A 13,683-nucleotide genomic window follows, 5' to 3' on the forward strand; every position below is an offset into this window, starting at 1 on the left:
TTAGAATTACACATGGTAAATACAACTAGTAGAAGTGTATATATTAGTGTCCTTTGTTTCATTATTTCTTTTCAATTGCCATGGTAGTAGGTCTGTCTCCATGTTGTTCTGTGTCATGGTGTTGTTCATGGAAAGTTTGTCCTTCTTTACTGGCAGGACCATACATAGCGATATCCCATTTTTCGTTTTCTACATCTCCAGGAACTGCATAATTTTCTAATGTAATAGTATCTTGTTGATTATCACTTTTCATAATAACACCTGCCCAATGGAAATTCCAAGTATCTTTTCCTGCGTAATTTTTACCGCCAGAAGACATTGTGAATCCTTGCCCAACATCAGGACGTGCAAACTGATTTATTTTTAAGTACTCATCAATTTCTTCTCTATTGGCTTCTGGTAGTGTGTTGTAAAAAGACATCATAATATCTCCATATGCATCTACTTTTGACCAATAAATATCTAACTTTATTTCTTCTTCAGCCTCGGTGGTTGCTGCTCTATACGCAGTAAGTGCAGCGTCTATCTCTAATTTTTTCGCATCAGCTTTAGCAATAGTATCATTTATCTTAATTTTTATAGCGGCAGAAGTTGAAGCCATTGTAAGCCATTTATTGAGTAGTTTTTTCATAACTTCTGCTTTCATGAGAGAAGGTATAGAGGCAGCTGTTTTGGCATCTAATCCAGTCATGGAATCTCTATGTAATGCAGTACGTGAGTCGCCACCAACTACCACAGCACAACTATCTCCACAATCGTCAATCAGTTTCATGTTATCACCAGATGTAGCATTTTGTTTATTTGTCGCTTCTATTTTTTTGAGTGTTTTTTTGGTGCCTGCTGCATTAGAAACATCAAAAGTAGTTCCAGTTTCTGTTAATTCTATGCCTGAGCCTACAGCTGCTAATTTAACATTAGCAGCGGCCACTTTACCCGCTTTTGCGTAAAAATCATGATTTGGGTATCCAACTTTTACTGCTGTCGTTAAATCATCTGAAATACGGTATGAACTACCAATTGCGCTTCCTTTTGATCCAGAAGCATCAAAATATCGCTGAATTAAGTTTGTTTGTGTTTTATTTCCTTTTTGTTGTACTACATGTGCTAATTCATGTGCAAGTAAATGTGTTCCTTCTGAGCTTTTTGGTCTGTATTGTCCTTTATTGAAATAGATATCATTTCCATGTGTGAACGCTTTGGCAGATAAAGAACGATTCATTTGTACTGCATTTTCATTCGTGTGAATTTTTACGTTTGAAAAGTCAGCACCAATACTATTTTCCATGCTGCTTCGTGTTGAAGAATCCATCGTTTTTCCACTACCTTTACTATTTTTTAGAGATGTATCTAATGTGGTTGATGATTTGTTGTTACTTCCTTCTTTTTTCATTTGAACCATTTCCTCTTCTTCTCCTTTTTGTCTTTGAATAAGAGGACTAAGCGTAGCGCTTAATGGTTTTCGTTGCACTGTTTGTGATTCATTAGTAGTAGTAACAGAAGCATTAGACATTTTCGTTACCTTATCAGCTACTTGATCGGCTTCCTTTTCATATTTATCATTCGAGCTGCCAATAGTTAGTTTCGTTTGTATATCTGAAGGAATGAAATTGTTTTTGTTTCCTTTTTCTTTAATGAAAGTATTTGAATTAGAACCTTTCCTTTGGATAGTGTCGCTAGTGATTGATGAATACGCATGCATTTGACATAATTTTTAGTAGATACTGTTAACAAATGTATTGTTTAGTATGCTACTATAAAAGGGGAAAAAGTCCCTTTTTCCTCTGAAATTTGAAGAAATTTAGTGGAATTTATGTTTAATTCTTTGCAAAACTGATATTGTCGCCAATTTCGAGTAGCCATTTTTCAGCCAATCCTGCATTTACTTCTAATACATACATTGCTGGAATTTCAGAAGGTAAACCTTCTTCATTAAGTGGAACGGCATTTTCTTGAAAATTCACGATTTTTTTATGCTGATCTAAGTAAATAATGTCTAATGGAATGTAGGTGTTTTTCATGTAGAAATTACGAGGAAATTCAGCAGAAAAGATAAATAACATTCCTTGGTTGTCTTCCATTGATGTACGATGCATCAAACCAGTTTCACGTTCGTAATTTGTTTCTGCAAACTCAATATCAAGTGTAATAACTTCATCGCCGCTAGCCTTACTAATCGTTAATTCACCTTCTTTAGTGAACTTAATTTCGACAGTTTTTACTTTTTTGTTTTCATCATTCTTACACGAAACAAAAGCAATCGTGAAACTAAGTAGTATTAAGAATTTTTTCATGCTTCAGTAGCTGTGTTTTTTGTTTTTCTAAACATAAAATAGAATCCAACAATTACAAACGGAATACTTAACCATTGACCTGTCGTTAATACATTTCCTAACTTATCTTCAAATCCACCTTGACTTTCTTTTACGAATTCTACAAAGAAACGTATAGTCCATAAAAGCACTAAAAATAATCCAAAAAGATATCCTTGTTTTTCTTTTTTATCTGTTTTCCAGTATAGGTACCATAAAAGAATAAATAGAATAACATAGCAAATTGCTTCATATAATTGTGCAGGATGTCGCGGAAGTGTATCGCCTCTTTCTTGAAATATGACTCCAAAATTAGAGTTGGTAAATTTTCCAACTATTTCAGAATTAAAGAAATTTCCAAGTCGTACAAAAGCACCACCAATAGCTACAGGAACTACAATTCTATCTAAAATCCAAAGTAAAGATTTGTACTGATGCTTTTTTCGATGTAAATACATGGCGAAAATAACTCCAATAGCTCCTCCATGACTTGCTAAACCTGCAAATCCTGTAAATTTATAACCATTTATAAATCCAAAAAGAGTGGCATTCGGATCTTGTTTTATTGGTAGTAGAATTTCTATTAAGTGATCTTGGTAATAATCCCAATCATAAAAAATAACAGCCCCTAATCGCGCACCAAGTAAGGTGGCAATTACTGAATACATGAAAAGAGAATCTAAATATTCTAAAGGAACTTTCTCTGTTTCATACATTCGTTTTAAGATATAATATCCTAAACTAAACGCAATGATAAACATTAGGCTATAATATCTTATTTCAATTGGACCTAAACTGAATAGAGTTTCATTAGGATGCCACGGAAAACTTAATAAGTGCATATGAGGTTGTTTACAAAATGTAAATATAGGGAAACGAAACGGAAATTAAGGAAAGTGAATAGTGAAAGGAATGTTATTTTTTTGGCAATTCATCTGGTACAGGATCGTGTCCGCTTCCGCCAAATGGATTACAACTAAAAATACGCTTGATTGCTAGTTTTCCGCCACGAAATAAACCGTGTTTTTGCAAAGCTTCTGCTGTATAATGTGAGCAAGTTGGAGTATAACGACAGGCTGAAGGTGTAAATGGAGAAATTGCGCCTTGGTAAAAGCGAATGAGCAAAATAAACGGGTATATAAGTATTTTTTTAATAGTTATTTAATTTGATTAGTTTAAAGTTACACTATTTTTTCTGGTGAAAAATAAATACAATCTCTATAACCGCTTTGAAACAATAATTTCTTCATTTCTTTATACTTATCTTGATGTTCATCTGTGTAAATAAGATATAAAGGATATTCGCGATTGTTTACTGTCATCATCACAGGAATAGTTGCAGTGGCTTTATTGCTTAGTTTTACTTTTTCCATGACTTTAAAATCAACTTCCTTGTTATTGGTTTCGCAATATTCAGAAATCTTCGCCATAATCATTATCAAGTCAACACGTATACTTCCTACAATTGGAACATCTACATCTTTAATATTTAAAAAATCAATATTTGTCTGAAAGAAGGCTTCTTTGTTAATGTGTGGATACGATTCTTCATAATTGAACATTAAGCCAGATTTTAACTGACTATCAATGTCATTTTTTAATACATACTTTCTATATAAAATAAAAGGCGCAATGATGAAGAAAATCACGATTGCAATTACCAAACCAATCATAGATGATATAATGGCTCTTAGGCTAAAATTATTCTTAAAATAATATTCCCAATAACTTCCAAGTGAATTGGTTGCAAAAGAATATTGAATAATTTTTGTCAAGTTTGAAAATTGAATGATGATATTGTATAAAACAATAATACCACCAACAATGATGAAAATAATTCCAAGACCATCCATGTACTGTATGTTGTTGAGTTAGTTATATATGCAATACTAGTTGACAGAAAAAGAAGTTCCATCTTTTCCGTCTTTCAATTGAATTCCTAAAGCTAATAATTCGTCACGAATTTTATCAGAAGTTGCAAAATCTTTATTTGCTCTCGCTTCATTTCTGAGACTAATTAATAGTTCCACAACACCCGAAAGTGAATCTCCATCATCTGATGAACCGCTTTGTTGTTCCAATCCTAAGATTTCAAAAACAAAGGCATGCATACTTTCTTTTAGCGCTTTTAAATCTTCCGCTAAAATTGTTGCTTTTCCATCTTTCAACTGATTGATATACTTTACAGCATCAAATAAATCTGCAATTAAAACTGGTGTGTTAAAATCGTCATTTAGAGCATTGTAGCAATTACGTTTCCAAACGGAAAAGTTAAAACTAGTTTTATCGCCAATTGGTTGTAAGCTATCAAGGGTTTTCATAGCTTCCATAAGCTTATTGAATCCTTTTTCAGAAGCTAATAAAGCGTCATTACTAAAGTCAAGAATGCTTCTGTAATTGGCTTGCATCATAAAGAAACGCGCTACACTTGCAGCAAATCCTTTGCTTAAATGTTTACTGTCACCAGAGAAAATTTCACTTGGAAGAATATTGTTTCCAGTGGATTTTGCCATTTTCTTACCATTCAGCGTCAACATATTTGCGTGCATCCAGTAGTTTACAGGCGAAGTTCCTTTTGAAGCTTCATTTTGAGCAATTTCACATTCGTGATGTGGAAACTTTAAGTCCATTCCGCCACCGTGAATATCAAATCGATCTCCTAAATATTTTGTACTCATTGCAGTACATTCTAGGTGCCAACCTGGAAAACCTTCACTCCAGGGAGAAGGCCAATGCATGATATGTTTTTCGTCAGCTTTTTTCCAAAGTGCAAAATCTTGTGGATTTTTCTTATCACTCTGACCATCTAACGCTCTTGAATTGTGAGCTAAATCTTCAACATTACGTTTGCTAAGTTTTCCGTATTCGTTTGTTTCATTAAACTTTAATACGTCGAAATATACAGAACCATTAACTTCATAGGCAAATCCATTTTCAATAATAGTTTTTACAATTTCTATTTGTTGAATAATATGTCCAGTTGCAGTTGGTTCAATACTTGGTGGGTGAAAATTGAATTTTTGTAGAATTTCATGAAAGTCTACAGTGTAACGTTGTACAATTTCCATAGGTTCCAATTCTTCCAAACGTGCTTTTTTAGCAATTCTATCTTCACCTTCGTCGGCATCGTTTTCTAAATGTCCAACATCAGTAATATTTCGTACATATCGTACTTTATAGCCTAAGTGAGTTAGATACCTAAAAATCATATCAAACGACATAAACGTTCGTACGTTTCCTAAGTGTACATTGCTGTATACTGTAGGACCGCATACATACATTCCAACATGACCTTCATTTATAGGTGTAAAAACTTCTTTTTGGTTTGTGAGGGAATTGTATATTTTCAGTTCTTGTTCTTGATATAATTTCATGGTTTAATAAAAAATGTGATTGTTTAAAAATTTGTATCTAATTTAATATAATCTAGGAATTCTAGACGTGTTTTTTCGTTTTTAAATTTTCCGCCGTATTCTGCGGTTACAGTACTACTCTCTATGTCTCTGATTCCGCGAGAATTAACACAAAGATGCTTGGCGTCAATAACACAGGCAACATCTTCGGTTCCGAGTGCTTTTTGTAGTTCTTTCACAACCTGAATCGTTAAGCGCTCTTGAACTTGTGGTCTTTTAGCGTAATAATCAACAATTCTATTCATTTTAGAAAGTCCAACAACAGTTCCTTTAGAAATGTAAGCAATATGTGCTCTACCAACAATTGGAAGTAAATGATGTTCACAAGTAGAATAAACGGTTATGTTTTTTTCTACCAACATTTCATTGTACTTATATTTGTTGTCAAAAGTAGAAGCTTTTGGTTTTCTTTCAGGGTGCAATCCGCCAAAAATTTCTTTAACAAACATTTTTGCAACTCTATTTGGTGTTCCTTTAAGACTGTCATCTGTCATGTCTAAGCCTAAAGTTTCCATAATATTAGCAACATCTTTTTTGATGCTTACTATTTTTTCGTCGTCGCTCAAATCAAAAGCATCCTTGCGTAATGGAGTGTCGTATGAAGTCATAATATGATCATCTCCCATAGCTTGTATTTCTTCTTCAAGCGCCTTATCTATTTTCATCGATTCAATTTTTCTTTAAGGTTAAAAGTGTGTTGTAGTTTATGGAAAAAGTAGAAGATTTTAAACTTCTAAATTACATATTATACGTACACAGTTTTTTTCAAAATTTAACAAGACAGCAAAGATAATTAATTATTGAATATGATTTAACGGAACGTGCCGTAAATAAATGTGTTAAAGAATTATGTATATCATAAAATTTTCTTAATTTTCCGCATTTCAAAATAATTTTTTTAACACAATGTCGGATTTTTATAGGTATTGTTGTTATATATAGTAATGAAAGAAATGAGTCGTTTTCTAAGCAATTAAAAAACGATATTACACTAAAATTAATAACCTAGAATTCAACCAAACACAACTATTATGCGTAAAATTTATATATGTGTGATGTTCCTGTTTTTAGGGCTTTCTCTAAATGCTCAGACTAAAAACAATGAATTTAAATTCAAAGAACATCAAATAGATAAATTAATAAAAGAAGTATACCAAGACAAAGCGGAAGCTATTATCTTTTCTGATGCAATTCGCTATAAAGGTTTCAAAAATCTTTTATTAAATAGAGTTTCAATCTACAAGCAACAATTTAAAGATGGTGAAGAATACCAAAATCTCTCAGAAGTTGCGCTATTAAAAACATACAATAGTAACCTTTTCAAAGACTTCTCTTTTAATCAAAGTAATTTCAATCCCTTGAAATATGATATCAATCTATTTTCAAATGAAGTTGTGATATACAGAATAGACAAACAACATATATTGTTTATTAAATCTCAAAAGAACTAACAAAAAGCAATACCAATGAAAAAAATACTAACTAGCCTTCTACTCTTATTGCCTTTTGTTGTTTTGAGTCAAGACTTTAATATGCAAGATGGTAATATTTCTTTTGATTGTGGAACTTCACCCACGTTTTTTGATACTGGTGGTGGTGGAGCCGGACAATACGCAAATAACGAAAGTTTTGTGCTAACCATTTGTCCTTCTTCGGCAGGTGAAAGAGCTCAACTAGACTTTACTTCTTTTGGTCTTCAAAATGGAAGTGATTTCATGGATATTTTTGATGGAGATGACATATCTGCACCATTAATAGGAACATACACAGGAACTGCTTCGCCAGGAATTGTTGTTGCTTCAGGTGCAAACCCAACTGGTTGTTTAACAGTGCGATTTGTTTCTGATGCCGCAGGAGTAAATATAGGTTGGCAAGCTACAGTAACATGTGCATGTCAAGAAGTTATTGCTAACATAGATAGTACAACTCCTTCAGCGGATGCAGCTAACATTATTAGTGCTGACGTAAATGAAATTGTTACATTTAATGGTAGTGCTACATTTTCTTCTGATGGAACAGGAGCTACATATACTTGGGATTTTGGCGACGGAACACCAGTAGTAAATGGACAAACTGTAACACATCCATATACAACACCAGGTGTCTATATTGTAACTTATACAGTAGTAGATGCGGAAGGTTGTGGAAATGAAAACGTTATTGATTTACGAGTCATTGTAGGAGCATCAACACCAGGTAATCCTTTTGTAAGTGCTGGAGATGATGTCGTGCTAGACTGTGCGAGTACTGGTTGTACTGATATTACTGCCGAATTTTTGGATATCGGAGAAACAAATACTTATACTATAGAGCAAATACCTTTTGTTCCACCTTTTAGTTTTAGTGGGTTAACTAATTCACTAAATCCTAATGCAGATGACAGATGGTCGGATGTAGAAAGTTTGCCATTTGATTTTTGTTTTTTCACTGATACGGAAACACAATTTCAAATTGGATCTAATGGAGTGATTCGTTTTGATGTAGATGGAACAGATACGGGTAGTGGCTATGCATTTAATCAAGATTTGCCAAATAATACAAATGATGTGCTTGGACATGGAAATGTTTTTACGCCTATACATGATATTGACCCTGTACCGAGTAACTCTGAGGAAATTGCTTGGGAAATTATAGGTACTGCTCCAAACAGAGTATTAGCGGTTTCTTATTTTGAAGTGCCTCTATATTCAACTGCTTGTAATAACTTATTGGCAACACACATGGCAGTTTTTTATGAAACGACCAATGTAATTGATATATATATTAAAGACAAGCCAACGTGTAATACATGGCAAGGTGGTGCTACGGCACTTGGTATTCAGAATGATGCTGGAGATACAGCTTTTGTTCCGCCAGGAAGAAATACATCTGATTCACCATGGGTTACAAACGACGAAGCATGGCGATTTACTCCAGCTGGAAACAGTGTTGTTGACTTCTCTTGGTTAGATTCTTCAGGAGCTGTTGTAGGTACAACTGCAACAATTAATGTATGTCCTCCATCAACAGAAACATATACTGCACAAGTAATTTATACTAACTGTAATGGAGATACTGTAACGGTTACAGATGATGTAACTGTAGAAATTTTAGATCCTTTTAATGTAGATTTAGGTCCAGATCAAAACCTATGTGATACAGCTACAGGAGATATTACACTAGATGCTGATATCGCATCTACAACGGCTACATATCAATGGGCTTTAGATAGTACTGATATTGTAGGAGCTACAAACCCAACTTTTGTAGTTACTGGAATGGTAGGTGGAACGTACAGCGTTACCGTAAATGATAATGGATGTGATGTAGTAGATTCTGTTGTTATTACTTATGGTGTAACACCAACAATTACACAACCAGCTAATATGGTTGTCTGTGATGACCTATCAAATAATGGAATAGAAACATTTGACTTTACAACTCAAATTGGAGACATAATAGGAACGCAAGATCCAATGTTATTTGATATTACTTTTCATCCTACACAAGCAGACGCTGATGCAGATACTGGAGCTTTACCAACAATGTATGATAATACAAATCAAACAGAAGGAATATTTGTAAGAGTTGAAGATGTTGCCTCAGGATGTTTCTCTACAACACAATTTAGTGTTACTGTAAATGCATTACCAATAGCAAATGTAGTTGCAGATATTACAGTCTGTGATGATGATACAAATGATGGAGTTGCTCCGTTTGATTTAGCAGCTTTGGAAGGAACCGTGCTTGGGACACAAGACGGAATGATATTCTCTGTTACTTTTCACCCAACACAAGCAGATGCAGACGCTAATAGTAATGCATTAGCAAGTCCATATACAAATATGGCTGATTGTGAAATAATATACGCTCGTATAGAAAATAATGCGAATACTACATGTTTTGATACTACAAGCTTTGAAATATGCGTAGATGATCAGCCAACAGCAGTACAGCCTCCAAACATGATTGTTTGTGATGATATTTCAAATGATGGTATAGAAGTTTTTAACTTCAATACGCAAACTACTATAATTACAGGAACTCAAAACCCTGGAGATATACTAGTTTCTTATCATCCAACACAAGCAGATGCAGATGGAAATACAGCAGCTTTACCAACATCATATACAAATACGAATGCAACAGAAACTATATTCGTTAGGGTTAGTAGCACAGATGTAACAAATATATGTTATGCAATAACGAATTTTGATATCACTGTAAATACTTTACCAGTAGCAAATGTAGTTGCAGATATTACAGTTTGTGATGATGATAGTAATGATGGATTTGTTCCATTTGACCTAGCAGCGCTGCAAGCAACTGTACTTGGAACACAAGATGGAATGGCATTCTCTGTTACTTTTCATCCAACACTAGCAGATGCAATGGCTAATAGTAATGCATTAGTAAGTCCATATACAAACATGGCTGATTGTGAAACTATACATGTTCGTATAGAAAATAATGCGAATACTTTATGTTTTGATACTACAAGCTTTGAAATATGTGTAGACTATCAACCAACAGCAGTTCAGCCAGCAAATATGGTTGTCTGTGATGATACTTCAAATAATGGAACAGAAACATTCGATTTTACGACGCAAACTCCAATAATTATTGGAACTCAAAATGCTGCTGATGTAACTGTTTCTTATCATCCAACATTGCCAGATGCACAAGGAAATACAGCAGCTTTACCAACGACTTATGTAAATACAGATTTATTAGAAACAATATTTGTTAGAGTTAGTAGTTCAGACCCAACAAATTTATGTTATACGACAACTAGTTTTGAAGTACAAGTGAATTTATTGCCAATTTCAGTTCCTCTAGCAACGTTAGAAGTTTGTGATGATGATACTGATGGCTTTTTTGAATTTACACTAACAGATGCTGATGCTCAAATAATTGCAGCACAAACTTCTGCAGATCCATTAATAATTAGTTATTACCTAACACTAGCAGATGCAATTGCAGGTGGCGGAACACCGCTTCCGGCAATATATGTAAGTGATAGCCAAACAATTTTCATTCGTATTGAAAATGCAGTTACTGGATGTTTTAACACATCTTCTATAGGTTTAATCGTAAATCCTGCAATCGTAGCAACTGTACCAACAAACTTTAGTGTGTGTGAAGGTACAAATGGAAATGATACTGATGGATTAGGAACATTTGATCTATCTACAAAAGACGCTGAGATTTTAGGTGCTTTAGTAGGAACTGCCACTGTAACCTATTATACAACTGATGCTGCTGCACAGGCAGGAGTTGCTGGTACAGAAATTATGGGATTATACACAACGGTAACGCCTCTTTTGGAAACTGTGTATGCTAGAGTAACGGATAATATTACTGGATGTTTTGATGTGATTGAATTCATCTTAATTGTAGATCCACTTCCGAATTTAGATAACATTCCACCAATGATTGTTTGTGATTTTAACAATACAGGCGATATGATGGAGATATTTGATTTAACAACACATACAACCGTCATAGAAAATGGACAAGTAGGTCTTACTATTACATATTACGAAACACTTGCTAATGCAAATGGAGATGTATCACCAATTACTACAATAGACGGACTTAATGGAGATACTATATTTGTTAGAGCTGTAAATCCTCTTGGATGTTTCCAAGTAGGGAGTTTTGAATTACAAGTACCACCATTACCACTTTTCGTTGTTCCTACAGATTTAGAAGCCTGCGATGATGAAACTGCCGATGGTATTGCTTTAGTAGATTTAACGGTTAAAAACGATGAGATCACGGCAATGAATCCAGATTTAAATGTATCCTATCACTTAACACAAGCTGATGCAGATACAGATATGGCTGCGATCAATGCTGCTGCGTATGATAACACAGCAACGCCAACGATGTATACTGTATTTGTACGTGTAGAAGATATCAATACAGGTTGTCATATTGTAACCCAACTTACGGTTAACATTAATGATACACCTGGAGTTTTCCCTGCAACACCATTAGAATACTGTGATACAGACAATGATGGTTTTGGAATCTTTGATATCAGAAGTACTGAGAGTCAAATTACTGGCGGTGTAATTCCAGGACAAGTAACAGTAACTTATCACGAAACTCCAGAAGATGCTGATAACAATGTGAATGTTTTAGCGGATAACTATACTAATATCAATGCCTATACTCAAACAATTTATGTCCGTGTGGAGAATGTCCTTACGGGATGTTTCAATGTTGTGTCACTTGATTTAATTGTACACGATTCACCTGAGGTTGCTGCTATGGATGCAACAATTCTTGCTGAGTGTGATACCGATACTGATGGAATTGCACAGTTTGATCTTACTCAAAGTGAACCAGACATTCTAAACGGGGAAGATCCTTTAACTCATGATATTTCTTATTATAACACACAGGCCAATGCTGTTTTAGGAACTGGTGTAGGTCAGATCAACAATGCAAACGCTTATAGCAACATACCTCCAAGCCCACAAGTGATTTGGGTACGTGTGGAGGATTTAGCCACAGGTTGTTTTACAGTAACCAATCTAACTCTTGTTGTCAATGAATTGCCAACGCTTGTACAACTCACAGGTTTAGAAGCATGTGATGCCGTTAGCCTTAATGATGGGATTGAAGTATTTGATCTAACGTCTCTTGCTGAGGACTTACTTAACAGCGCGCCAGGAATTAGTCTTAACTACTATGCTAATGCAGCGGATCTAGCTAGTGATACTCCTATAGCGGATCCAACGATGTATAGCAATACAGAGATTGGTGTACAAACCATCTTTGTAAGAGCCACTAATGATACCACAACATGTGTAAATACGATTACCTTTGATATTAGAGTCAATCCACTTCCGAGTCCAACTCTTGATCCAAATGGAATGCTAACAGCTGACATCTGTGATGAGGACAATGATGGATTCCAATTATTTGATTTAAATGATCTGGTAAATGATATTATCAACAATGAGCCTGATGTAGTTTATAGTTTCCATGAGACACTAGAAAATGCACAGATGAATCTATTCCCACTTGCCTCTCCATATACTAACATTATGATGGATAGTCAAACAATCTATGTCTTGGCAACCAATACTGTGACAGGATGTTTTACTGTTACACCACTATTATTAACAGTTACACCAATTCCAGTATTACCACTGGTAATTACAGATTTAGAAGAGTGTGATGATGCGTCAAGTTTAGATGGCTTTGATATGTTTGATCTGACTCAGACACAAACAGAAATCTATGGAACACAAACACCAGGAGACTTCACCCTTAGTTATCACGAGAGTGAAATGGATGCAGAAGATGATGTTAATCCTATTGTGAACCTTACAAACTATACCAACATTGTAGCCAATCAGCAAACAATCTGGGTACGTTTAGAACACAACACTACTGAATGTTTTGCCATTGGTAGTTTTGACATCATTGTGGTTGGACCGCCAGTACTGGTACAACCTACTCAATTTCAACTCTGTGATGATGAGTTAAGTGGAGATACTAGTGATGAACTTACTACTTTTGATCTAACCGATAAATACTTAGAGATCACAGGTGGTGATACTAGTTTAACACTTGCGTATTATGCTAGTGCAGCGGATTTAGCCAGTGACACGCCAATAGCAGACCCATCAGCGTATCAAAATATAATTAATCCACAAACAATTAGCATCAGAGCAACCAATAGCGCAGGATGTACTACCGATATCACTATGACACTTCGAGTACTCAGAGAAGTTAAGCCCATTAGCGCAGATGGTACTGCAGAAATGTGGGAGAGTATGTCGCCGCCTTTTTTTAAAACCCTTACTAATTATAATGATTAGTAAGGGTTTTTTTGTATAAAAATGTTAAATGTTAAATTGACTAAATAAACCCTAGTTAAAGAAATCTTAAAGTCTCTTCTATATTGAGTATTAATGTAATGTTATTAGTAATTTACGGCCTCAAACCAATTTATTCATAAC

At 34.6% G+C, this 13,683-nt stretch carries 9 protein-coding genes; 2 read left to right on the forward strand and 7 right to left on the reverse strand.

Annotation, left to right across the window (positions count from 1 at the left end; genetic code table 11):
* Positions 1 to 61: 61 nt before the first annotated feature.
* The 7 genes from ACUUYC_RS14010 to folE form a co-directional block, all read right to left on the reverse strand.
* On the reverse strand, positions 62 to 1,699 hold the full coding sequence (locus ACUUYC_RS14010) for an eCIS core domain-containing protein (protein WP_474266661.1): 1,638 nt from the start codon (positions 1,697 to 1,699) through the stop codon (positions 62 to 64).
* Positions 1,700 to 1,814: 115 nt separating this feature from the next.
* On the reverse strand, positions 1,815 to 2,291 hold the full coding sequence (locus tag ACUUYC_RS14015; protein ID WP_474266662.1) for a DUF192 domain-containing protein: 477 nt from the start codon (positions 2,289 to 2,291) through the stop codon (positions 1,815 to 1,817).
* A complete protein-coding gene (lgt, locus tag ACUUYC_RS14020) occupies positions 2,288 to 3,151 on the reverse strand; it encodes a prolipoprotein diacylglyceryl transferase (protein ID WP_474266663.1) in 864 nt (287 codons plus the stop codon). The genes ACUUYC_RS14015 and lgt overlap by 4 nt, the downstream gene beginning before the upstream one ends.
* A 73-nt stretch (positions 3,152 to 3,224) precedes the next feature.
* On the reverse strand, positions 3,225 to 3,470 hold the full coding sequence (yidD, locus tag ACUUYC_RS14025) for a membrane protein insertion efficiency factor YidD (protein WP_474268497.1): 246 nt from the start codon (positions 3,468 to 3,470) through the stop codon (positions 3,225 to 3,227).
* 20 nt (positions 3,471 to 3,490) lie between these two features.
* The gene (locus tag ACUUYC_RS14030; protein ID WP_474266665.1) at positions 3,491 to 4,162 is read right to left on the reverse strand and encodes a hypothetical protein; all 672 of its coding nucleotides are present in this window, start codon (positions 4,160 to 4,162) and stop codon (positions 3,491 to 3,493) included.
* Between the two features lie 36 nt (positions 4,163 to 4,198).
* Complete coding sequence (cysS, locus tag ACUUYC_RS14035; protein ID WP_474266666.1) at positions 4,199 to 5,683, reverse strand: cysteine--tRNA ligase; 1,485 nt, start codon at positions 5,681 to 5,683, stop codon at positions 4,199 to 4,201.
* 23 nt (positions 5,684 to 5,706) lie between these two features.
* Positions 5,707 to 6,387 carry a GTP cyclohydrolase I FolE gene (gene folE / locus ACUUYC_RS14040; protein ID WP_474266668.1) on the reverse strand — a complete coding sequence of 227 codons (681 nt, stop codon included), beginning with the start codon at positions 6,385 to 6,387 and terminating at the stop codon, positions 5,707 to 5,709.
* A gap of 366 nt (positions 6,388 to 6,753) precedes the next feature.
* Here folE and ACUUYC_RS14045 point away from each other — a divergent pair, with 366 nt between their 5' ends.
* Together ACUUYC_RS14045 and ACUUYC_RS14050 are read left to right on the forward strand one after the other, a co-directional pair.
* Positions 6,754 to 7,173: a hypothetical protein gene (locus tag ACUUYC_RS14045; protein WP_474266669.1), complete on the forward strand. Its 420-nt coding sequence runs from the start codon at positions 6,754 to 6,756 to the stop codon at positions 7,171 to 7,173.
* 15 nt (positions 7,174 to 7,188) lie between these two features.
* Positions 7,189 to 13,542, forward strand: coding sequence for a PKD domain-containing protein (locus tag ACUUYC_RS14050; protein WP_474266671.1), 6,354 nt, complete (start codon positions 7,189 to 7,191; stop codon positions 13,540 to 13,542).
* Positions 13,543 to 13,683: the final 141 nt, after the last annotated feature.

Source organism: Kordia sp. E (assembly GCF_056033805.1).

Coding starts and splice junctions, on each gene's coding strand:
- ACUUYC_RS14010 (WP_474266661.1), bottom strand. CDS start 1,699: ATGCATGCGTATTCATCAATCACTAGCGACACTATCCAAAGGAAAGGT.
- ACUUYC_RS14015 (WP_474266662.1), bottom strand. CDS start 2,291: ATGAAAAAATTCTTAATACTACTTAGTTTCACGATTGCTTTTGTTTCG.
- lgt (WP_474266663.1), bottom strand. CDS start 3,151: ATGCACTTATTAAGTTTTCCGTGGCATCCTAATGAAACTCTATTCAGT.
- ACUUYC_RS14030 (WP_474266665.1), bottom strand. CDS start 4,162: ATGGATGGTCTTGGAATTATTTTCATCATTGTTGGTGGTATTATTGTT.
- cysS (WP_474266666.1), bottom strand. CDS start 5,683: ATGAAATTATATCAAGAACAAGAACTGAAAATATACAATTCCCTCACA.
- folE (WP_474266668.1), bottom strand. CDS start 6,387: ATGAAAATAGATAAGGCGCTTGAAGAAGAAATACAAGCTATGGGAGAT.
- ACUUYC_RS14045 (WP_474266669.1), top strand. CDS start 6,754: ATGCGTAAAATTTATATATGTGTGATGTTCCTGTTTTTAGGGCTTTCT.
- ACUUYC_RS14050 (WP_474266671.1), top strand. CDS start 7,189: ATGAAAAAAATACTAACTAGCCTTCTACTCTTATTGCCTTTTGTTGTT.